The organism is Ruegeria sp. HKCCD4315 (genome assembly GCF_013112245.1).
Lineage (GTDB): Bacteria > Pseudomonadota > Alphaproteobacteria > Rhodobacterales > Rhodobacteraceae > Ruegeria.
Map to the genome: position 1 here is coordinate 2142553 of NZ_WVRN01000001.1, position 23041 is coordinate 2165593.

Annotated in this window: 20 protein-coding genes; 10 read left to right on the forward strand and 10 right to left on the reverse strand. The window is 52.5% G+C overall.

The annotated features are described in order from the left end of the window. Nucleotides 1-25: 25 nt before the first annotated feature. Both GS646_RS10700 and GS646_RS10705 read right to left on the reverse strand, forming a co-directional pair. Nucleotides 26-631 (reverse strand): TetR/AcrR family transcriptional regulator, encoded by a 606-nt coding sequence (locus GS646_RS10700; RefSeq protein ID WP_371732070.1) that lies wholly within the window; start codon nucleotides 629-631, stop codon nucleotides 26-28. 235 nt (nucleotides 632-866) lie between these two features. Then, entirely contained in the window at nucleotides 867-1196 is a 330-nt protein-coding gene (locus GS646_RS10705; protein ID WP_170463965.1) for a DUF6614 family protein, read from the reverse strand. A gap of 77 nt (nucleotides 1197-1273) precedes the next feature. Between GS646_RS10705 and GS646_RS10710 the strand changes: the two genes are divergently transcribed. Further along, nucleotides 1274-2566: an FAD-binding oxidoreductase gene (locus tag GS646_RS10710; RefSeq protein WP_170463967.1), complete on the forward strand. Its 1293-nt coding sequence runs from the start codon at nucleotides 1274-1276 to the stop codon at nucleotides 2564-2566. Nucleotides 2567-2587: 21 nt separating this feature from the next. Here GS646_RS10710 and GS646_RS10715 read toward each other — a convergent pair whose 3' ends face one another. Together GS646_RS10715 and GS646_RS10720 are read right to left on the reverse strand one after the other, a co-directional pair. Then, nucleotides 2588-3940 carry an MATE family efflux transporter gene (locus GS646_RS10715; RefSeq protein WP_170463969.1) on the reverse strand — a complete coding sequence of 451 codons (1353 nt, stop codon included), beginning with the start codon at nucleotides 3938-3940 and terminating at the stop codon, nucleotides 2588-2590. Nucleotides 3941-3967: 27 nt separating this feature from the next. Beyond that, entirely contained in the window at nucleotides 3968-4606 is a 639-nt protein-coding gene (locus GS646_RS10720; protein WP_171189129.1) for a TetR family transcriptional regulator C-terminal domain-containing protein, read from the reverse strand. A 163-nt stretch (nucleotides 4607-4769) separates the two neighbouring features. Between GS646_RS10720 and GS646_RS10725 the strand changes: the two genes are divergently transcribed. Genes GS646_RS10725 through GS646_RS10740 form a run of 4 tightly spaced genes read left to right on the forward strand, consistent with a single transcriptional unit; the run spans nucleotide 4770 to nucleotide 10477 of the window. Next, nucleotides 4770-6383 carry an NAD(P)/FAD-dependent oxidoreductase gene (locus GS646_RS10725; protein ID WP_256367989.1) on the forward strand — a complete coding sequence of 538 codons (1614 nt, stop codon included), beginning with the start codon at nucleotides 4770-4772 and terminating at the stop codon, nucleotides 6381-6383. Further along, nucleotides 6380-7912, forward strand: coding sequence for an NAD(P)/FAD-dependent oxidoreductase (locus GS646_RS10730; RefSeq protein ID WP_171646729.1), 1533 nt, complete (start codon nucleotides 6380-6382; stop codon nucleotides 7910-7912). Before GS646_RS10725 ends, GS646_RS10730 begins: the two co-directional genes overlap by 4 nt. Then, nucleotides 7909-9084 (forward strand): aminomethyltransferase family protein, encoded by a 1176-nt coding sequence (locus tag GS646_RS10735; RefSeq protein WP_170463977.1) that lies wholly within the window; start codon nucleotides 7909-7911, stop codon nucleotides 9082-9084. Before GS646_RS10730 ends, GS646_RS10735 begins: the two co-directional genes overlap by 4 nt. A gap of 13 nt (nucleotides 9085-9097) precedes the next feature. Then, complete coding sequence (locus GS646_RS10740) at nucleotides 9098-10477, forward strand: aminotransferase (protein WP_171646727.1); 1380 nt, start codon at nucleotides 9098-9100, stop codon at nucleotides 10475-10477. A gap of 33 nt (nucleotides 10478-10510) precedes the next feature. Here the strand turns inward: GS646_RS10740 and GS646_RS10745 are convergent, their stop codons facing one another. Further along, nucleotides 10511-11290, reverse strand: a complete 780-nt coding sequence (locus tag GS646_RS10745; RefSeq protein WP_171189123.1) for a class I SAM-dependent methyltransferase — start codon at nucleotides 11288-11290, stop codon at nucleotides 10511-10513. Between the two features lie 186 nt (nucleotides 11291-11476). Between GS646_RS10745 and GS646_RS10750 the strand changes: the two genes are divergently transcribed. After that, nucleotides 11477-13936 carry an FAD-dependent oxidoreductase gene (locus tag GS646_RS10750; protein WP_171646725.1) on the forward strand — a complete coding sequence of 820 codons (2460 nt, stop codon included), beginning with the start codon at nucleotides 11477-11479 and terminating at the stop codon, nucleotides 13934-13936. A gap of 22 nt (nucleotides 13937-13958) precedes the next feature. Here GS646_RS10750 and GS646_RS10755 read toward each other — a convergent pair whose 3' ends face one another. From GS646_RS10755 to GS646_RS10775, 5 genes are all read right to left on the reverse strand, one after another. Next, nucleotides 13959-14522, reverse strand: coding sequence for a TetR/AcrR family transcriptional regulator (locus GS646_RS10755; RefSeq protein ID WP_253746418.1), 564 nt, complete (start codon nucleotides 14520-14522; stop codon nucleotides 13959-13961). Between the two features lie 70 nt (nucleotides 14523-14592). After that, nucleotides 14593-15435, reverse strand: a complete 843-nt coding sequence (locus GS646_RS10760) for an ABC transporter permease subunit (RefSeq protein WP_171189117.1) — start codon at nucleotides 15433-15435, stop codon at nucleotides 14593-14595. After that, entirely contained in the window at nucleotides 15436-16329 is an 894-nt protein-coding gene (locus tag GS646_RS10765; protein ID WP_216600400.1) for an ABC transporter permease subunit, read from the reverse strand. It abuts the gene before it with no gap. A 65-nt stretch (nucleotides 16330-16394) separates the two neighbouring features. Then, on the reverse strand, nucleotides 16395-17537 hold the full coding sequence (locus tag GS646_RS10770) for an ABC transporter ATP-binding protein (protein ID WP_171646719.1): 1143 nt from the start codon (nucleotides 17535-17537) through the stop codon (nucleotides 16395-16397). A gap of 88 nt (nucleotides 17538-17625) precedes the next feature. Beyond that, on the reverse strand, nucleotides 17626-18735 hold the full coding sequence (locus tag GS646_RS10775) for an extracellular solute-binding protein (RefSeq protein ID WP_171646717.1): 1110 nt from the start codon (nucleotides 18733-18735) through the stop codon (nucleotides 17626-17628). Between the two features lie 466 nt (nucleotides 18736-19201). Between GS646_RS10775 and GS646_RS10780 the strand changes: the two genes are divergently transcribed. From GS646_RS10780 to GS646_RS10795, 4 genes are all read left to right on the forward strand, one after another. Next, entirely contained in the window at nucleotides 19202-20407 is a 1206-nt protein-coding gene (locus GS646_RS10780) for an aromatic ring-hydroxylating dioxygenase subunit alpha (protein WP_171646715.1), read from the forward strand. Then, a complete protein-coding gene (locus GS646_RS10785; protein WP_256367988.1) occupies nucleotides 20404-20667 on the forward strand; it encodes a hypothetical protein in 264 nt (87 codons plus the stop codon). The genes GS646_RS10780 and GS646_RS10785 overlap by 4 nt, the downstream gene beginning before the upstream one ends. A 127-nt stretch (nucleotides 20668-20794) precedes the next feature. Beyond that, nucleotides 20795-22060, forward strand: coding sequence for an NAD(P)/FAD-dependent oxidoreductase (locus GS646_RS10790; RefSeq protein ID WP_170463992.1), 1266 nt, complete (start codon nucleotides 20795-20797; stop codon nucleotides 22058-22060). Nucleotides 22061-22485: 425 nt separating this feature from the next. Beyond that, nucleotides 22486-23031 (forward strand): YdeI family protein, encoded by a 546-nt coding sequence (locus GS646_RS10795; protein ID WP_171189115.1) that lies wholly within the window; start codon nucleotides 22486-22488, stop codon nucleotides 23029-23031. Nucleotides 23032-23041 lie beyond the last annotated feature (10 nt).

The following is a 23041-nucleotide window of genomic DNA, read 5'->3' on the forward strand; positions in this document are numbered from 1 at the left end:
TGTCCGGTTTGAAAGCCGCTCTGTTTCAACCACCGTTTTTGAACGCGGGCATTCGAAAGTGATCTGGGTAGATCTTGGCAAGAAAGGCGGCAATGTGATCCCGGGCAACCGAACGTTGAAAGTTCTCGGGATAGGTCAAAAGCTCCAACCAGATTCCGTCGTACAGAGATTCCAGAATATTGACGACTTGCCTTGGCGGTATGTCCTTGTATCCACCGTCTTCAGCAATCTCTGAACACAGTCTCAGTGCTACGTCGTACCGCTCCTGATCGATGTCATTGATCAGACTGCGATAGACTTCGCGCCGTCCTGCCTCTCCAAAAAACGCAAACCAAACAGCTAGCTTTTTTGGCGTGCAAATCTGAGGGTAAAAGTGCGCATCGACGATCGCCAACAATTTTTCAGGCGCTGACAATCCTGCATTGTCAAAGGCTTCCAACCACTGTTCGTGGTGTTCCTTTGCTAGAAACAGCAACGTTTCTTCCAGCAAGTTCTGCTTACTTTTGAAGTGGAAGTTGACGATGCCCAATGACAAACCTGCAATCTCGGTCACTGTGGACATGGTCGTTCCACCAATCCCGTTTTCGGCAATCGAGTCGATTGTCGCATTGATGAGTTGTTGTCTCCTCACCTCCTTGGTCTCGGTACGACGCCGTCCCTCAGGGTTTGTTTTTTCGATTGGCGATTGTCTCACCAAAATGCATCCCATCTACTAAGCACTTCTTTTGTCTTGCCTGCCCCCAACAGCCGTTCTCACTCAGCGCGTGGACGATTGACATCTAAGCGATAGATGCCATTGATTGAACGATCATTCAATGGAAAAGAGAAAATGATTTGAAAACATCCGGACGTACGCAATCGCAGATCTAGAGTTCCGACCAAAAAGTGAAAACCGGATCGTGCACCAAAGAAATAACTCTACGATGCAAAGCCCCCAAAGGCTCAACGCGGCCTTCAATGGCGGCCCAAGCCGCGTCTGCCTGCGATTGATCCCTGAACTCTACAACAGCCATAAGCGTATGGTTGCGCAGCTCGTCGGTATCGTAACCACTTGCGGGGATGCGCCTGCACAAAGGCGTACCCTCGGCGGCAAGGTCCGTCTTGATCAAGTGTTCGACAAACGCGTTCCACGCCTGCTCGAATGCATCGAGCTCGACGGTTGGTTTCAATTCGAATTGGTTCAAAAGTCTGGGCATTCGTCACATACTATCCGGCAAGTATCACGAGCCAAACCTACGTAGTTCCCCCCACAAGGCAAGCGCGAGGCCACTAGATGATCCGAAACGAAAACCCAGTCATCGCAAATAGCCTGTGGTCAGCAACAGCAGGCTATTCGTCAGAATGTCCACAATTGGTTGGCGAACAGCACTCTGACGTGACCGTGATTGGCGCCGGGTTTACCGGGCTTTCGGCAGCACTTCACCTGGCCGAGAAAGGCGTCAAAGCTGTTGTCATCGATGCGCATCATCCGGGCTGGGGAGCTTCTGGACGTAATGGCGGTCAAATCAATGTAGGCCTAAAGGACGGGCCGACGGGCATCAAAACCAAATTTGGTGACATCTGGGGAACCAGAATGATCCGAATGGCCGGTGACGCCGCCGATCTTGTGTTTGACTTAATAACTCGGCACGGGATTGAGTGCGACGCAAATCGTCCTGGCTGGCTGCGCGCGGCGCATAGTAAAAAAACACTCAGTGAACTACACAAACTAGCCGAGGATTGGGACAACCACGGCGGGGGTATGGTATCGCTTGATCAAAGCGAAATGCAGCGACTGACCGGGACCGAAGCTTACCTTGGCGGCGTTCTGGATCGCCGCGGCGGTGTTTTGCACCCGTTAAACTATGCACTTGGGCTGGCCGAAGCAGGTCGCCGCAATGGCGTGCAAATTTTCGGTGGAACGCCTGCCAAGCAGATTTTGTCAGAGGCCGGTCGCTTTCGTATTGAAACTCCCAAAGGAGCGGTTATCTCAGAAAAAGTGCTGATCTGTACGAACGCCTATTCTGGAGATCTGCATCCGCGCTTGGCTAAATCCGTTTTGCCCGTTCGCTCGGTCCAAGTCGCTACGGCGCCCCTGTCCGACAATGTCCGCCAGTCAATTCTGCCAGAAGGCAACGCTTTGTCAGACGCACGACGCCTGCTTCTGTACTTCAGGCAAGACGCGGAAGGTCGCTTTCTTATGGGAGGACGCGGTACCTACAACGACAAGTCCACTCTCAAACAAATTGAGCGGTTGAAACGCATTTCTGTTGAACTTTTCCCCCAATTATCTGGAGTTCAGTGGGAATACGAGTGGGGCGGCTTTGTTGCTTTGACTAAAGATCACTATCCGCATCTGCATGAGCTCGCACCAGGGATTGTGACAGGTTTGGGATACAATGGGCGCGGCGTTGCCATCGCCACGGCAATGGGGCGCGTCCTCGCCAAATGGGCGACTGGAACCAAATCAGACGAGCTGGAATTTCCTGTCACCCCTCTCAGACCACTGCCTTTTTCCTTCGCGAAAGAGACTCTTGTCGAAGCAGAAATCCTGCGCCTGAAACTCTTAGACAAGTTGGGCCTTTAGAAGGCCCGCAAACAGCGCCGCCTAGCGGTTTTGGGAGAAGAAGCGATAGGTCAACGCGATAGCGGCCAATGAGAGACCTGAGCCGTATCCGATCCAAACTCCGTTGGGACCGAACCCAAGCCAAAAGCCCAGCGCATATCCAAGCGGCAAAGCAAAGACCCAATAGGCAATCAGGGTAATGGCGACAGGAACATGATTGTCCATCATGCCCCGAAATGCGCCTAGCATTGTCCCTTGCACACCATCTGCAATCTGCATTGCTGCAATCACAAGGAACATTGATATCGCAAGAGAAACGACCTCTGGGTCATCTGAAAGGCTATTTGCCAAAGGGGCACGGCCAAACAAAATACCAGTGACGACCACGGTCATCCAACCAACGACGACCAACAGCGACGCTAAAACGATCGGATTCAACCTTTCTCTTTCATCGGCACCAATTGCTTGAGCTACGCGTATAGAAATCGCAATCGAAACGCCTAGTGGCACCATGTAAATGACGTCGCTGACTGCCGAAACGATTTGATGGGCGGCGAGCGCGGCGGCGCTGAACCAACCAAGCATAAGGCCGGCAACTGCGTAAGCGGCCCCCTCCCCCAAATAGCCAACGGAGATAATGAATCCTTCTTTGAGCTGCGCTTTGACCTCGGACCTGTCGAAACTCGCGGACCTCAGAAGGCCTCTCTTACTTTTCCACACTCGCAAAATCACGAGCGCTATGATCAACGGCACTATCTGAGACAACAGACTTGCCATCCCGGCGCCGAGGAGACCCAGACCCGGCCAGCCACCAACTCCGTGGATCAAAACATAATTTGAAGGGATGTTGAAACCGACCGCAAGAAACGCAAGACCAACGCCAATCCACGGATGGTTCATGGCGTCAAAGAGAGCCTTAAGCGTGTAGAAAACCGTGAAGGGCACCAAAAGAAGGCTCATCGCGATCCAGTACCCGCCTATTAGACTGACCACTTCAGGCGGCTGCCCAATCCAAGAGAGAGCAGGCTTAAGGCAGATCATTGCAACAGCGCCAACTGCCCCCACGACTAAGGAAACAAAAATTCCGGCGCTTGTTGCTGCTGCCAGCCCTTGGTCACTTGTTTTCCCAAAAGCTTCTGCCATGCGCACACCAATTGCGGACACAAAGCCGTAGAGCGCTGAATAGAAAATGATCAGCACCGAGGCCGTAATTGAGACCGCCGCCAGAGGAAGTGTGCCCAACGGGGCCACCATCACTGTGTCAACGACACCAATCAAAGCAGCAGCAGCAAGAGAAATGACTATCGGAAGAGCAAGCCGCGCAAGGTAACGCGCCTCTTTTAAGATCGCACCCCAGGATGGCCGAGGCTGCTGCGATATCCGCACTCGCGTCATATTGCTGGGCCTTTCAGTCGAAATTGACTAAGCCGTATCTCCAAGTAATTCTGGAACCAAACGAACAAGGCATCCCCAGGCAGCTTGCTCCGCCTGCTTTCGGCTCAGGCCTTCCGGAGCGAGATGCAATCGTTGCCAATAGCCATCTGTTAATGTCTCCATCCATTCAGCCATTTGATCTGCTGAAGTAACGTCGTCTGCTGAGAGCAATTCTTTCCAGATCAACCTCAAGGTCTCTCTTCGACGTGTCTCAAAATGCTCGGCAACTTCATCATACTGCAGTTGAAATCGAAGCTCGCCCCAGAATGCATACCAAAGGGGTAAGACATCCGGACCACACGCATCAGGGTGGAAGTCAGCTTTTATCAAAGCCCTTATCTTTTCGGCGGGCTTGTCCCCTGCTCGCTCTAAAGAAGCTGTCCAGTGCTTCTCGTAACGCTGGTACAGGTCACGCAAAGTTTCGGTCAGAAGACCTAGCTTTGATTTGAAATAAAATGCCGCAACACCCTGAGAAAGCTCTGCCTCAGACGCGACTGTTGCAAGCGTCGTTTTTGCCAATCCATGGGTCAATATTGAGCGGCAAGCTGCGTCCAGCAGCTGCCGGCGACGACGATCTGCGTTCTCCTTCCTCTCTTTGCGAGGACGTTTCCGCTCAGCTTCGACCAATTGTCGCTCCTCCTACGAATGCAGCCATCTACAGCGCGCAAAAAAGATGCGTCAATAGCTTGAAATTTATTTGAGCGCTCAAATAAACTTTACGAACGCGCACCCGATCTGTAAACGGGAGAGAAGGGGATGGAGAAATTTGACGGTTGAGAACAGATACGATGTGATTGTGGCCGGCGCTGGTCACAACGGATTAACCGCTGCAGCCTATTTGGCGCGCGCTGGCATGCGTGTTTTGGTGGTCGAAAAGAACGACTGGATCGGTGGCGCCGCAGTCAGCCGGTCGCTACACGAGGGCTGGACATACTCGAATTGCTCATACGTTTGCTCTCTTTTGCGGCGCGAGATTGCCAGGGACCTTGAGCTACCAAAATACGGACTTCAGGTAATTCCGTATGAAGGCGGCGCGAGCTTTACGCGCGATGGGGATTACTTCGCCTACTATTCCGATCACAACGCACTGAAGCGTGAGATGGCACGTCATTCCGCAAAAGATGCCGACGCCTATCGCCGCTATTCGCGAGCCATCATGCGGCAATGCCGTTTTATCCGTCCGTTTTTACTTCGGGACGCACCGGACCCCGCTTCTCTCCATCCGCGCGATCTCGGCGAACTGGCGTACCTCGTAAAAAAAGCACATGGTTTGGGCAGTCGGGAGCTTGGTGAAACGCTGAAATTCTGGACAATGTCCATTGGTGACTTTCTGGATGAGCATTTCGAAAACGACTTGATTAAGGCCCATTTGGCAGGCTCAGGCATTATCGGCACCGGCCTCGGAGTGTACTCACCCGGAACGGCATATGTGCTGCTGCACCACTACATGGGTGACATTGACGGCGGCATCGGAGCATGGGGCTTCGCGCGTGGAGGGATGGGTGCAATTTCGAATGCCATTGCTGCCTCTTTCAAGGATCACGGCGGTACTATCCACACAGGTTCGGGGATTGAGAAAATCCTCAGCAAAGACGGACGCGTTGAAGGCGTAGCTTTGGAGGACGGCAAGGTTTTTCATGCCCCTGTCGTTGCCTCCAATATGGATATCAAACGCACAATTCTGCACCATTTAGATATGGCCGAGTTGCCGGATGATTTCACCAAGGCGGTGCGAAACTTCAAAATTCGGGGGTCCTCGGCAAAGCTCAATATTGCGCTTGACCGCTTTCCAAATTTCCCTGCAGCACCCGAGCACACCAGCTTCCTCAGGGGTGATTTACATGTGTCGCAGAGCCTCTTTGAACTTGAAAAGGCCTATGATGATTGGAAAGTCGGACGCTGGTCGGAAAAGCCTTATATCGACATGCTCATCCCAAGCCAGATTGATCCGACTATGGCGCCGACAGGTGCCCACATGATGACGGTTTTCGTCCAATATGCGCCGTATGACTTAGTAGTCGACGGCGTTAGATCTGCCGAAAATTGGGACGACAAACAGCGCAACGCGATGGCAGAAACTGTACTCGACCAGATGTCTGTGGCGTGTCCCGACATTCGCGAGCGCGTTGTTCATATGGAAGTTCGTTCACCATTGGAAATTGAGCGCGAGGTCGGTCTGACAGAGGGCAACATTTTCCAAGGCGAACTAACTTTTGATCAGCTTTTCTTCAATCGGCCCGTCCCGGGTTGGTCGCAGTACAATTTACCCATCAAGGGGCTTTATCTGTGCGGGTCGTCCGCCCATCCCGGCGGTGGGGTTATGGGGGCCCCAGGTGCAAACGCTGCCCGCGCTATTCTCAGGAAAGAAACACGGCATGGCCGAATGAAGGGGTATGCCGCATGAGCCAATTTGATGCGATTGTCATTGGCGGCGGTGTAAACGGCCTGATTGCCGGAACACTCCTTGGTCGACGCGGCAAGAATGTCTGTATCATTGAGAAATCCGACAGGTTCGGCGGCATGGCGTCTTATTCTGTGGACGGCGGTCCGACCCTTGCACATTCGCTATACAACCTGAGCCCGCGGGCATTGGGTGACATCGGCATAGGTATTCAACACCCTGTCCTGTCCAGCAAACCCGTCTCCACGGTCTCTCTGTCTGAGGATGGGCGGCACATCGTCTTCAAGAACGACGGCGTGTATTGGAGCGACGGGACAAAACACCGGGAATCAGATGCCTGGTCTGATCTGACACGCCAGCTGATTACATATGGAGACCTTTTGCGCCAACTCGCCGAGGCTCCACCTCCCGGGGGGCAAAAGGCCATCCTTTCCCGGGGTGCGCTCAACGAGTTCTTGCGCCTGGCGAAACTGGGCATAGGCCTGAAAAAGCTGGGCAAATCTGAAATGCGGCGTTTCCTGCAGGTCGTCTTATCTAATGTCCACGACATTATCCTAGATGACCTGTCGGAAGGACCGGTGGCTGGAATGCTTGCTGCTGATGCAATCTGGGGGACAGCCACTGGTCCAAGATCTCCGGGCACTGTGTTCAATCTGATCTATCGTTTGGGTCACGGAGGGACCATCACTCAACCAGCAGGCGGGATGTGCGCGTTAACCGATTTGATGGTGGAAGCTGCGCAAAAGGCAGGTTGCCTGCTGATGCCGGACACTGAAGTATCCCGCATTCTGTTGGACAACGATGCAGTCTCCGGAGTGGAAACCACCGATGGACGAACCATTGCCGCGCCTAATGTGCTCAGCAGCCTTGCCCCGAAACTAACAAGCCGAATGACCGGTCCCTCTGCCTTTGACATCGAAACGATGCGGCGAGTGCGAAATATACGGGCGCGTGGAACAACGGCTAAGGTCAATCTACGGCTCAAGGATAGCTCCGCCCTGCCTAGCCTGAGTGACGAATTGGCACACGAACGTCTGATCTATGCTCCTTCTGTGGAATACGTCGAAGCTGCGATCAATCCGGCTAAGTATGGTCAAATGTCCAAAGCACCTGTGATTGAAGCTTTCAAAATGCAGACAGCCGACGGAGCAAGCTGGCTGTCAACCATAGTGCAATATGCGCCATCTGACCTTGAAGGCGGCTGGACTGAGACTGCAAAGGAACAGCTTGTGGAAATTGCAGTCGAAACTCTTAGCCGCGCCCTGCCCGGCTTGGGTGATCAAATTGCAGGTAAGCAGGTCATAACACCGGATAAAATCGAAAGCGCAACCGGAGCGCCCGGCGGGCACTGGCACCATGCAGAAATGTCTTTGGACCAGCTCCTGACACTTCGGCCCACGAACGGGATGTCCAGATACTCCATGGGGCCGAAAGGGCTGTTCCAATGCGGTGCAGCAACGCATCCCGGTGGCGACGTCATGGGCCTCGCTGGTCGCAATGCGGCCCTGGCGGCGCTGGAGGCTCCGCCATGAGCATCTTTACCGATCCAAAACTCGGTTTGATACCCGGGCCATTTCACAAAAAACTCGAAGAGCAAAATCGCGCACAAAATTGGTACGATTGGGCCGGTTATGCTGCCCCGGGTGTGCTGGACAGTGTCGAGTTCGAGTACTTCGCGCTGCGAAATCAGGCCTCTTTGTTTGATATCTCACCAATGCACAAGTACCGATTGACCGGGCCGGACACGACCGCGATGCTCAATCGCCTCGTGACACGGGACGTCCGAAAAATCAGCGTTGGTCGCGTGGGGTACGCGGTCTGGTGTGATGAAGAGGGTATGGTAATCGATGACGGGACTCTTTTCCATCTTGGCGACAACGATTGGCGCCTTTGTTGTCAGGAACAAATGCTGACATGGCTACTCGACGCTGCATGGGGTTTTGACGTTTCAGTCGTCGACGAAACTCACAGTGTTGCTGGACTTTCGCTGCAAGGGCCGACCTCTTATGCAGTTTTGGAAGCCGCTGGTTTAGATGTCAGCAAGCTGAAGCCATTCGATCTCGCTCAAATTGAACACAGTCTCATGATCTCGCGGACGGGTTTTACCGGTGACTTAGGTTACGAGCTCTGGTGCGACTGGGACAAGGCAGAAGCGCTTTGGGACAGAATTTGGAAAGGTGGCACACATCAGGGACTGCGCGCCATTGGATACGAAGCTGTAAACTTGGCCCGCATCGAAGCCGGTTTTCTGACCGCAGGTGTGGATTTTCAACCGGTTCATGCGACCGAACGGTTGCACCGAGGCCAAACACCCTTCGAACTTGGTCTGGGTCGGCTCGTCGATTTCAACAAAGGACATTTCAATGGCCGGCGAGAGCTGCTGTCCAAGCGAGAGAATCCAAGAAGCCTCCTCCTACGTTTCGATGTCGAAGGATTCAAACCCTCGGAAGGGTCGTTGATCTACAATCGACGCAAAAAAGAAGTTGGGCACATAACATCCGGGATATGGTCGCCGACCGCCAAGCGCAGCATTGCGTTGGCCCATGTCCGTATGCCGGATGCTGGCCGGTCATCTGGCTTAAAGGCCGAGATCTACACTCTGCAAGAAGGCAAATGGCGCACCAGGATGGCGCGCCTCACTCCTGTCACCAAAGCCTTCTTCGCACCGCCCCGCGCACGAGCTACGCCACCGGCCCGCACCTAAAGGAGAAGCAGACGTGAACACCCTGGATAATACACCAACCGACGGCGACCTTGTCGCTTGGGATCGCGACCATCACCTACATCCTTGGGCCGGAACCGACGGCTTTGGGTCCGACGAGTACATGCGGGTAAATACAGCGGATGGTATCTACCTCTGGGATGCTGCCGGGAAGCGATATATTGATGGCCCTGGCGGAATGTGGTGCACACAGATCGGATACGGGCGTCAAGAGATGGCCGATACCATTTCCCAACAGGTTATGAAGATGCCCTATGCGTCGCCGTGGTCGTTTACGACCGAACCCGCGGCCGTTCTGGCGCGAATGATCGCGGAACGTACACCAGGCGATCTGAACACGGTGCACTTCACGACCGGTGGGTCTACCGCCGTTGACACCGCACTGAGGACCGCACTTTTCATGAACAAACGGCTTGGCCGACCGGAGAAGAGGATCGTGATCGGCCGGGAAAAAGGCTACCACGGATCAACCTTTCTCGCCGCGACTGTCACTGGAAAAGAACGTTTCGAAACAAGCTTTGAAAAAGCTCAGGATCTGGTGCGTTTTCTGCCCGACGTGAACCCCTACCACCGGCCAGAAGGCATAACAGTTGATGCATGGTGCGACGCCAAAGTTGCTGACCTTGAGAGCCTGATTGCTGACGTAGGCGCCGACCGTGTTGCCGCCTTTATCGCGGAACCGATCCTGTGTTCCGGTGGCGTGATCGTTCCACCTCCGGGTTATCACAAGCGCACGCTCGAAATTTGCCGGGCAAACGACATTCTGTACATTTCGGATGAAGTCGTAACCGGCTTTGGTAGGTTGGGACACTGGTTCGCCTCAGAAGACGTCTTTGGCATCGTCCCTGACATTATTACCTGCGCAAAAGGTTTAACCTCGGGCTATCTGCCGTTAGGTGCCTGCATAATCTCGGACGCAGTAATGAAACGCATTTCAGACGCACCGGGCGACGATGTTTTCTACAACGGCTACACATACTCCGGGCACCCTGTGAGCTGCGCGGCTGCCATTAAGAATATTGAAATCATGGAGCACGAGGACATTCTAGGACACGTTCAACGCGTCACACCGCATTTCCAGGACCGCCTAAATCAAATAAAGGAGAAGTTTCCGATAGTTGGGGATGTGCGCGGTGACGGGCTCCTCGGGTGCATAGAATGTCGCCCTGGACTGAACGTCGAGAGTTACGAAGCGCATGTGAAGTTTGGACAGAAACTGGACGATGCGTGCGAGGAGATGGGACTCCTCTTGCGACCATTTGGAAACATGGCCGTGTTCTCGCCCCCTCTGATCATAACTCCGTCGCAGATAGACGAAATGTTCGACATCATGGAAGCTGGTATGGCGCAGGTCAGCAAGGACTACGACGCATAACGGTCATCGCGTCCATTTAAAGTTCCAGTCAGATCAGGCAGGTTTCCGACCACGGATGTGATGAGGGCAATGCTCTCCGGTTTTCAACACTGGCTGCATAGCGTCCCAGATCTCGATCTGATGTTCAATAAACTCCGCACCATGACGAGCTTCCCAGTCGGCTCGGTTTGGCCCGGTCAATTCCTCCAGCTCATCAGCTGATACCTGAGCATACCAAGCGTTGCGGTTGACTAACTCTACGTCTTCAAAGCCAGCCAGCTCCATAGCAGCTCGGTACTTTGAGGGCGACGCCATCTGAAACTCTAAGGCTTCCATCTTTACGTAGTGCGCCATTTCCGGTGACATCTCACCATCATGATTGGTCAGCCAGTCAGAAGCAGCGAAATAACCGCCTGGTTTGAGCACACGATAAGCTTCCGCAGCCATCGCTACTTTGTCGGGGATATGGATGATCGAGTCCTTCGAAAACACTACGTCAAAAATACCATCTTCGAATGGCATTGGACCTGGAGTGACCTGTATGATATCGACCTTTCTCTCCAGATCCGCCTGCCCAACTCGCTCTTTCGCAGCCGCGCAAACCGGGGCCTCTACATCAATCCCCGTAACTCTAGCGGCGCCGAACTCCCTTGCCATCAACACTGCGATCGCCCCAGATCCGCATCCTATATCAAGGATATGCTTATCTTTCAGATCAACCCCTTCAACAACACGAGCAACTTCTTCAGGGCCTCCCGGTGAAAGAAATCCCTCCCCCCAAAGCTCCTCCAGAAAGCTGATTGCCTGTTGATCATATAGGATTTCGTCTGACATAGGATTCCCCCGCATCTGATTGTCAGTCAGTCACTGTAGTGAAACCTTTTCTCTCATCTCAGACAAGCTTTATCGCGAAATCGCAGGTCAAAGATTCAGCTTTAATTGAATGATCATTCAGTCAGTAGACATCAAGTGATTTGACTGGTATTCGGAGAAAAGAACGCCTAGAAGGATTTTCTCGCAATGGCTGACACCCTACCGACGCATGCCCAAACCGTGATTATTGGTGGGGGGTCGATCGGCGCGAACACGGCCTATCACTTGACTAAGCTCGGCCATTCCGATGTTGTCGTTCTGGAACAGGGACAACTGACATCAGGGACCACTTGGCATGCCGCAGGCCTGATCGTAGCCGGCCTCCTTAAATCCGAAGCTGAGTGCGCTATCTACACGCACGGTCGAGACCTTTATGCGAACCTAGAGAAGGAAACCGGTATATCCACAGGTTTCCGCGACGTTGGATATCTGCAGATTGCAACCAATGACGAACGCCTGCATGAGATGCGCCGCGTCGCCGCCTTCATGCGGCGTTTCGGGATAAACAACCACGAAGTTTCGGTAAAAGAAGCGCAGGATATGTTCCCCATTGGGGACCTCTCAGACGTCGTTGGAGCATTCCTAATTCCCGAGGACGGTCGGGCCAACCCAGTGGACGTGACAATGTCCCTGACCAAGGGAGCCAGAAACAGAGGTGCGCGTTTCTACGAAGGCGTGCGGGTCGAAGAGATTTTGGCCAGAAACGGCACCGCTACGGGGGTCCGGACCGCAAGTGGTCACACCATAACAGCAGAGAACATTGTGATTTGCGGTGGCATGTGGTCCCGCCAACTGGGGGCTAAACATGGTGTTAATCTGCCCCTCCAGGCGGCTGAACATTACTATCTGATAACGGAAAGCATCCCAGGACTGCCACGCGACCTACCTGTTCTCGAAGACCCTTCCACATACACGTATTACCGTGAAGAAGTCGGCGGGATGATGTTGGGGCTTTTTGAACCAGGCGCTGCGGCTTGGAAGGTCGATGGTATCCCGGATGAATGGCAATTTGGAGAGATCGAGCCAGATTGGGAACGTGTTGGGCCCGACTTAGAGAAAGCCTATTCGCGCGTACCTGACACGATGAGCTACGGCGTTAAGAAACTGTTCTGCGGACCAGAAAGCTTTACGCCTGATCTTGCACCACTTGTTGGCCCAACGCCCGAACTGCGCAATCTTTGGGTTGCATGTGGGATGAACTCACTTGGCATCCTGAACGGTGCAGGCACAGGAATGGTGCTGGCCCATTGGATGGTGGACGGGTTGCCGCCAATCGATGTCACCGGTATCAACGTCAATCGTTTCTCCCGTGAAATGGCAACACCGGCCTTTCGACGCGACAGGACACCTGAGTTGCTCGGAAAGTTATTTGGCCAGCACTACCACAATGAGAACTACAAAACGGCCAGGAACGTTAAGCGTTCAGTGCTCTATGACCGTCTCATAGAGGCCGGAGCCTTTTTTGGCGAAGGAAATGGTTGGGAACAACCTGATTGGTTTGCTCCGACGTCCGAACAAGCCAAGGTCGAGAAATACAGTTGGTATCGTCAAAACTGGTTTGAATGGCACGCTGAAGAACACCGGGCAGCACGCGAGGATGTCATCGTAATGGACATGACATCAATGGCGTGTTTCAGCGTCGAAGGACCAGACGCCTGCGCCCTCCTCTCTCGCCTCTCTTGCAATGAAGTTGATGTTGATCCCGGTCGTGTCGTCTATACAGCCTGGGTAAATGAACGAGGTGGATTTGAGGCTGACCTTACAGTTACCCGACTATCCGATCATAAATTCTGGGTCATCGTGGGTGAAAACTCGGCGGGTCATACCGAGATGCGCATGCGACGGCACATCTTGGACGGTGAAAACGTTGTTATCACAGACATCACTTCAGGACGCTGCCAGATCAACGTTCACGGTCCAAAGTCACGCGAACTTTTGAGCAGAATATCTGGTGCTGATTTGTCCGACGAAGGCTTTCCCTTCATGACTGCTCGAGAAATCGACATCGGTTACGCCATAGTTATGGCCTATCGCGTGACCTTTATCGGCGAGCTCGGCTGGGAACTTCACGTGCCCGCCACTCAGGCAGTACAGACCTACGACCTGCTTATGGATGCAGGTCTTGATTTGGGCGTTCGCAATGCCGGAATGCAAACCCTTAACTCCCTGCGGCTAGAGAAAGCTTATCGTGATTTCGGAATCGATGTGGACAACACAGACAACCCGATCGAAGCCGGGCTTGGGTTTGCCGTAAAACTGGACAAACCCGGTGGTTTCATCGGTAAGGAAGCACTCGCCGCGATCAAGGCGAAAGGCACGCCCAATAACCGGATGTTGCAGTTCCTGCTAAAAGACCCAGAGCCTCTGATGTATGGCAACGAGATGATTTATCTAAACGGCAAGGAAGTCGGATATATTCAAGTTGGCGGATATGGGCACACGCTCGGCGCTGCTGTCGGCATTGGTTTTGCAGAGATTGACGAGCCGTTGACTGCAGACTTAATCGCATCGGGGCAGTGGCAGATCGAAATCGCAGACGAGAAGTACGATGCGACCGCCTCGTTAAAACCGCTCTATGACCCCGGAATGCACAAGATAAGGTGCTGAAGCCCCCGTCCGTTGTTTTCCCTTAGACCGGAAAGTGTTTTGGGAAAAACCGCGACAGCGAAAGCATGCAAACATCCCTGAATTCCCGACGATCGGCCACTTTGGGGTACAACATCAAGCTGAGCCAGGCCCCATCTGACATCGCCTCTACTGCTCGGGCTGTTTTTTCTGGATCAAGATCGTCGTAACCGCCGTCGGTGATCAATTCACCACACAGTTGCAGAATTCGGTCGTATCTTTCGTTGTCATATTTGTTATGTATTTTCAAATAATTAGGACGATACTTCGCTTGACCCCAGAAAGCAAACCAGACAGCCAAGCGCTTGTGTGTGCAGATGCTTTTGTCAAAATCCGCTCGAATGATGGCAGCCAGCCTATGTGCGGCTGTAGGTTCCGCGGCGTCGTAAGACTTTAGCCAATTCTCATAGTGTTCTTGCGCAAGGAAACCTAGCGTTGCGTCATACAGCGCTTCCTTACTGTCGAAGTGATAATTCACCACGCCATGGGACAGATTGGCTGTTTCTGTCACGTGTTTAAGCGTCGTGTCAGAAAACCCGCGTTTCGAAATCGAGTCTATGGCGGCCATGATCAACTGCAAGCGACGAACTTCAGGAGGTTCGGTGCGTCGTTTTTTCTGAAGCTCATGCGTCTCCAATTTAACTCTCCTCTCGCTCAGCCATTTGCCTGTCCAGCAGATCCGCTCTTTGTTGCCGGAACATAATTACCGCTGCAATAGCAACACAAATCGCAATTACAAGAATCATGATAGTCGCTAGCGCGTTAATGTCCGGCCTGAGGCCCAGTCGAATGCGCGAAAAGATCAAAATTGGCAAGGTATTTGCGCCGGGACCAGTAACAAAACTCGCTATGACCAAATCATCGAGAGACAGCGTGAAGGCCAGCAACCATCCCGAAATTAGAGCCGGCGTCAGCTGTGGGATCGTAATAGCTGTTAGAACTTTGAACGGTTTTGCACCAAGATCAGCGGCCGCTTCTTCCAGTGTTTGCCCCACACCGGTTAAGCGTGCCTGAATTGTCACCGCCACATAGGCCATTGAAAAGGTAATATGCGCGATCGTAATCGTCGCAAAACCGCGCTCAGCGGGCCATCCGATCAGCTGGTTCAGCGAGATGAAGAAAACCAGCAAGGACAATCCGGTTATCACCTCGGGCATCACCAAAGGCGCGACCAACATGCCACCGAACAAAGTCCGCCCCTTGAACCGTCCAAAGCGCACCATAGCCAGACCTGCCAAGGTCCCAAGCGCCGTGGCAAAAGTAGCGTTGACAACGGCAATTTGAAGACTGAGTGAAACAGCACTCCAGACTTCGGCAGATTGAAAAAGCTCCTTGTACCAGCGCAACGACCATCCACCCCATACCGGTACCAGCTTTGAGTAGTTGAATGAGTAAATAACCAACAGGATCATTGGGATGTAAAAGAATGCCAGTCCCAAGGTCAGCATGATGGTTAAGAAACGGGAGCGTTTGGCGTACATCTATTGCTCCTCCGCTGCTTTGCCTTGGTAGTGCTGGAAAACCATGATTGGCAGCACCAGTATGAACAGCAGAACAATCGCAACTGCGGCGGCCACTGGCCAATCGCTGTTTCTAGAGAACTCATTGTAGAGAACCCGCCCAATCATCTGCACGTTGCCGCCACCTAACAGATCGGGGATAACGTACTCGCCGGTCGCAGGGATAAAGACCAGCAGTGAACCAGCGACAATTCCAGGAATCGTTAGGGGCAATGTGATTTTGAAGAAAGTGTTCGTTGGTTTGGAACCAAGGTCGGCGGCCGCCTCGTTCAGGCTGTTGTCCAGCTTCTCCATATTCGCGTACAGCGGCAGGATCATGAACGGCATATAGGTGTAGACGATCCCGATATAGACGGCGAATTCCGTGTAAAGCATGCGGATCGGCTCATCGATCACCCCCAGCGCTATCAGAAGGTTGTTGATCGTGCCTTGATCCGCAAGCAGGCCCATCCACGAATAGACCCGCAACAAGAAAGACGTCCAAAACGGAAGAATGATTGCAAACAACAAGAGCGGCTTCGCAACCGGCCCCGATCGTACAATTGCATAGGCAATAGGGTAGCCAAACAAGAGGCACAAGAACGTACACGTTACTGAAATCTTGAGTGAATTTACGTAAGTGTCAAAGTACAGGCTGTCTTCCCAGATGTAGACAAAATTGTCGAAGACCAGGCGGATTGTCATGATCCCGTCACCTGTCCACTCAATTAAACTTGTGAATGGCGGGCTCGCAATCGCCAGTTCAGCTAAGCTTATCTTGGCGACAATGAAGAACGGTGCCAGAAAGAATACAAGCAACCAGAAGAACGGTATGACGGTGACGATCTGACGCCATCTGCTATGGATACGCCGCATCACTAAACGGATCATGGGTTGTCGTTCAACCTGCGGCGGTTCGAACATATCCTCGGTGAAATCCGTCATGAGTGGAGCAACATGGCGCTAGACGGATCCCAGCTGATATTTACCTTGTCTTCCCAGGTTAATCGCTGCGCAGCATGCGTCGGACGTGACTGGTTGGGCTGAGTGACGTCGAAGATTTCGCCATTGGGAAGCCTTACCTTGTAGATCGATGTCTCTCCCAAATACCCAACATCGTCGATAACGGCCGCTGTCTGGTTCGCGCCCTCAGCAATTGTATCAGATTTCTCAAGTCGAATTTTCTCGGGCCTCAGCGCAACCCAAATCTTGCTGCCAGCCTTAACAGAATGACCGTGATCAATATAAACTTCGCAGAACTCGGTTTCGACCCGAACATGGTCGACCCCATCCTCGGTCACCCTGCCCTCAAAAATATTTGCTGATCCGATAAAGTCAGCCACAAAGCGGGATTCTGGAAACTCGTAGATCTCTGTCGGAGTTCCAATCTGTTTGAAGCGACCCGCGTCCATAACGGCCATTCGCGAAGACAGGGTCATTGCTTCTTCCTGATCGTGAGTCACGACGATGAACGTGACGCCGACCTTGTCCTGAATGTTGGCAAGCTCAAACTGCGTTTGCTTACGCAGTTTTTTGTCCAGAGCAGCCAAAGGTTCATCCAGGAGCAGCAACTTGGGACGTTTGACCAAGGCCCGCGCCAATGCAACACGCTGGCGTTGCCCACCGGACAATTGTTTAGGTTTTCTCTTTTTGAAATCTTCCAACTCAACAAGCTTGAGGATGTCGTGAACTCTGTCCGCAATGTCTAGCTTGGGGACATGGTCTTGCTCCAACCCGAAAGCCACGTTTTTTTCGACGGTCATATGCGGAAACAGCGCATAGCTTTGGAACATCATATTGGTCGGACGTTCGTAAGCTGGCACATCGGCCATATCGACTCCGTCGATAGTGATTGTACCACTGTTCAAATCCTCAAACCCAGCAAGCATTCGAAGTAGTGTCGACTTTCCACATCCAGATCCGCCTAAAAGGCAGAATAACTCTCCTTTGTAGATATCCAGATCAACGTTATCGACAGCAGTCACTGCACCGTATTTTTTGGTTACGCCTCTGATTTTGACCAGAGGTTCCTGTTCTTTTTGATTGAGCCATGGTTCTGGGCTGACAGCCGTGGAAACAGTCAATTTGGGCCTCTTAGTCTGCCAGTCGGGATCTGGGGATGCAGTAGCGAACCGGTCTGGTCCGCTACTTCATTTGCCGGTGTGAGTGGATTTAGTTTCCGGCCTTAAAGTCAGTCCAGGTACGTGTCTGCAAGCGCTCGACCTTGGGAGGAAGAACGGCAGTCGTGTACATCTTGGCAACCTGATCCGATGTTGGGAACGCGGCTGGGCTGGAGGTTACAGCCTCATCAACCATGGGCTTGGCCGTCAGGTTGGCGGTCGCATACCAGGTGAAGTTACTATCATTGGCCGCAACCTCGGGGCGCATCATATAGTTCAGGAAAAGATGAGCGTCTTCTTTGTTCGCGGCGTCTTCCGGGATTAGCCAACCATCAATCCACAGCTGCGCTGTACGATCACCTTCGGGCAGGAAGAAGTCTAGCACTACACCAGTGTCGGCTTCCGCTGCGCCAGACATGGCAAGGAGACCGTCAGGGCCCCATGGGGTTGAGACACAGAACTCTTTCTGAGGCATCCGTTGATAAGCATAGTTATCGAAGGTTTTGATGTATGGCCTGATTTCCGCCAACATCTCCCCAACCTTCTCATAGTCTTCCTTGTTTGTGGAGTTCGCATCCAGGCCCATATGCGCTAAAGCCATCGGAATGATGTCGCCCGGGGAATCCAGGAATGAAACTCCACACTTGGACAGCTCTTTCATGTGAACAGGATCGAAAACCATATCCATCGAGCCTATGGGGGCATCTGGATACGTCTCTTTCACCAATTCTTCGTTGTATGTGACGCCGTGCGTTCCCCACATATAAGGAATGAAGTGTTGGTTGCCTGGATCCCATTCACTTGACAACTGCTCCATGATTGCCGGGTCGATGTGCTTGATATTGTCCAGCTTCGACATATCCAACGGCGCAACAATTCCCGCCTTAATCAGACGAGCCGTATCACTGCCGGCATGACTAACCACATCATATCCGCTGTTTCCCGCGAGTAGCTTGGCATCAATTGCTTCGGCAGAGTCATACGGATCATAGATCACCTTGATACCGTATTCTTTTTCGAAGTTCTCGATTGTGTCTTCAGCGATGTATTCTCCCCAATTCGTAACCTTCAACACACGCTCTTGCGCGTAAGCCGATCCCGAAACTGCAGTAGTAGTTGCTGCTATAACTGTAATTCCGGCGATTTTCCTGATTGAGTTCATAACTTCGCTTCCTCTCCCTGAGTGGTGGCTGAATTTGTCTTGCCTTGTTTGCTAGTCTGTCTTCTCGAATGATCGCGCCTGCGTTGCCGGCGCGATCACCAAGCACCCCATTCCCCCAAGTCGCTATGTTTTTATCTGACTGGTCATTCAGAACGGTAGTCCGCTGAAATCTGCACTGTCAAGCTTGGCTGAATGAATTTTGATCATATCTTTACGTATCACTGGTTTTGCACCTGATTTGAGCAGGTAAATCGAAAACCATCGACCAAGGAAACCTCACAGGCGTGACTAGCGGCACATTTCTGAATGATCATTCAGTCAGAAAAAGTTGACGAGCAAGTCAATTTAAGCGACACCTACGCTCAGTCGAAGAGTGGCGGATCCAGCAAGGCCAAATTTTCACTCCTGGATACTGTCCCCATCTGAGACCCAAACTGACCAAACCAAAACTATGCGGGTTGTTCCGATGCGCGACGAAGTAAGAAACACAGAAATTCCTACCAATTGGGACCGTCGCGGGTTGCCCGGTTGGTGCTATCACAGCAATGCCCTTCTTGAACTTGAGAAGAGCGAACTTTTCAAAACGCATTGGCAAATCGCGTGCCATGTTTCGGATGTTCCGGAACCCGGTAATTTTCTATGTTTTGACATGTGCGGTGAGCGCGCCCTGATCTTGAAGGACAGCAACTCGGACATCCGCGCGTTTCTAAACGTTTGTCGTCACCGCGGTTCTCGGCTGGTCTCGAAAGAGCAAGGAAAATGTGCAAACGCTCTAGTCTGCCCATTTCACGGCTGGGTTTACAATCTTGATGGAACGCTACGCGGCGCCGCCCGTCCGGAGTCGTTCCCCGATCTAGACAAGCACGAGTTTGGCCTGAAAGAGATTGAAATGGAAATCTGGCAGGGTTTTTTCTTCGTCCGATTCAAACCTGGACCCCAGCCATCAGTAGCCGAACTGCTAGCCCCGATTGAACAGGAAGTCTCTGCCTACAAAATGGCCGAACATGTCCCGACGGACGGAATCTGGACCGAGGAGACTCCTGTAAACTGGAAATCGATCAGAGATGTCGACAACGAAGGGTATCATGTCCCGCTCGCGCACCCTGCCCTTCAGGATCTGTATGGCTCGACCTATTCAGACGAACCATATGTCGATGGTATCTCACGTTCTGACGGAAAATTCACTCCGACAAAGGGCCGGAGGTGGGCCGTTCGCAACTACAAGAAATTCACTAAACCACAGCCTCACCTGCCAGAACACTTGCACAAAACTTGGCTTTACTACGGCATTTTTCCAAATGCGGTCATAGCCGTCACACCTGAGACGACCCTCTTTTATCAAGAGTTTCCGATCACGACGGATAAATCCATTCTACGGAGCGCGACATACCGAAACCCGAACGAAGACCGCCAACAAAGAGCGGCACGCTACCTTGCCGCCCGGATTGATCGAGAGACAGTGGAAGAAGATATTCAGCTCACGATATGGTCCAACGAAGCCATGGCTTCGGAGGCGTTTGAAGGCTTCTATCTTTCTGATCTCGAGTACGGCGTGCGCTCTCATCATGACCATCTCAGGAACATTCTGCCAATCTACAACTCTGAATCAGCGCCTGGAGAAGATGAAGTTGCCGCGTTGAATGATGCGATGTCCGCTGAGCCGAAATCGTGACTAAAGGTATATTCAAAGTGGAGGAAGCAGAAGCTCAAACGCAGTTCCTGGTAACAGCCATCGGAAAACCTGGCTCTGGCGCCACAAGATATGCTGCCGCGATGTATTTTTTTAAGAGCGGCGAGCTTTCTGCCGAGATGCTGGAAATCTACCGAAGATGCAGCAAGCTTGACACGGAAGATCCGCTCGATCTGGCTGGATACGAGGGCGTTTCAATTCCAGAATTCGTTTGCAATCTAAACTCAAGAACCAATCAATGACTGCTTCCGCGCAAACGACAAAATCCTTGGATAACTCAAATCCTTGTAAATTCTCAAAATGTAAGGAAAGCGCAAACCCACTCCGAAAACCATCTCTCATGCCAATCTCATTTCTGGAGCGAAAGCATTGAAAGTTCACGACTTTGACGTCGTTGTCGTTGGCGCCGGAGCAGCAGGAATTGCAGCTACTCACGCTCTCAAATCCGCGGGACTCTCAGTAGTCTGCATCGAGGCATCCAACCGCGTCGGGGGGCGCACACACACGGACACGGAAATCTTTGGCGTCCCGTTCGACATGGGTGCGCACTGGATGCACACCGAACATGCAAACGCTCTGAAAGCTCCAGGTCTCGCACTCGGCCTTGATCTCTATGCAGCCCCAGACAACGCGGTGACATATGGCTTGGAGGATGACGCTGTTCTGTGGGACGAAGTCGACGAGCTTCATAGCGCGATCACTGAAGCGGCGCGCATTGATGCAGAAATTGAAGCAAGTACCGGAATTCCAACAGACCGGTCCTTGGCAGACATTTGGCAGAACAAAGGGCATTGGTCGTTCACGGCAGCGATGACATTTGCCTTGTCGATTGCCAGAGATTTGCCGGATACATCTCTGCGAGACATCAGTGCCTGGGAGGGCGGAGACGATTGGTTTTGTCGCGAAGGCTTCGGACACCTAATTGCATGCACTGCAAAGGGGCTGCCAATTAAATTGGCCACTCCGGTCACAGAAATAAAATCTCTCACTGAAGGGGTGCAGATAACTACGGCCACTGGCAAGATCAAAGCTCGAACCGTAATTGTTACAGTTTCCGTCGGCGTCCTAGCCGAAGACATCATCCACTTTGATCCCCCGCTAGAATCCGACCGACGCTCAGCGCTCGAGCTCATCACTATGGGAGACTACAATCACGCTGGCCTCCTTTTCCGCTCCGGAGCTTTGCCAGTGCAACCCGATACTTGGTTGACGTACCACTTAGAACCCGACGCCAACGGGGTAGCCCGCGGAGGCGGTTTTCTTTGCAACATCTCAAACACCGGCCTTACCAGCTTTGAAAGTTCTGGAAGCTTTTCCAGACTTTTGCAGGACGCGGGGCCTGAAAGCGCCATAGAGCACGCGCTCGAAACATTGGTTGGCTTTTTCGGCACAACAGTCAGAAAAGCCTTCATCAAAGGCCACGCTACCGCTTGGCGAAATGAACCCTATGTGCGTGGTTCTTACGCTGGAGCCAAGCCGGGAGGCCACAACAAACGCGCTGTCTTACGCCAGTCTCATGCTGAGCGGGTGCACTTCGCCGGTGAAGCTACACATCCTAACCAACAATGCTCGGTCAGCGGAGCCCACCTAGAAGGATTAAGGGCCGCGGAAGATGTGTTGGCGCAGCTACGCTGAACACCTGGCGATCAACTTGCTCCAGCAAGTGGAACAGTCTTAGAATTTCGAATGAACCTTTGACTATAAGTCACAAGGCCAAGTTCATCTTTCGCATGCTCCGCGACCAGTTCAGGGTAAGCTATCCGGTCACAGAAAGATGATAAGAAATTGAAAGTTTTGAAGAACAAAAGCTGACCATGTTTCAGCGGGGTGGCTCGATGGGGACCAGATACTCTCTGTCTTGAGCAGTTTTCCTGGATGTCCGCTAAAGAACGGAACCAGACTTTGTGTCGTAAAACGACTATGTCTGCTGTGCGGACTACACGGTCGTTCGGATTGCGGGTGTTGTAGTGCGCTCCACGCAGTTTCAATTGGTTCTCAAGCACCACTAATAGCCAAATGCCGGTCAGTGACTTTTGGAGTGTGGTGCCTACCTTAGAGTTATGGAGCTGCTTGAAATCACATCTTCAGACCAATTGTGGTCTTGGTTTGCGGAGAACCATGCGGCGAGCAAAAGCGTCCGACTTGTCACTTGGAAGGCGGCGTATACCGACAGGTACGTAAGCCAAGAAGAGGTTCTAGACGCGCTCATTGCTCACGGATGGATAGACGGTCGTAGATTTGTTGTGGACGACGCCCGAACAGCGCAACTGATTGCGCCACGCAAACAACAAGCTTGGTCAAAGACTTACAAAGATCGCGTTGAGCGTCTACGAAATGCGGGCCGCATGCATCCAGCCGGCGAAGCGGCGGTTTCTGAAAGCCGCAAGTCGGGACTTTGGAACTTTTTTGACGATGTTGACGCGCTCTTCGTGCCCGAGGATTTATCGGCCATTTTAGACCACGAGAAGTGGAAAGAACTCGCCCCATCGTATAGGCGGAACGTTTTGAGATGGATCAAACTTGCGAAGAAGCCCACTACACGACGTAAAAGGTTAACCGCGGCCGCCGATGCAACTCGTCTGAATAAGAAGCTTCCACAAATGTAAACTTGGTCGG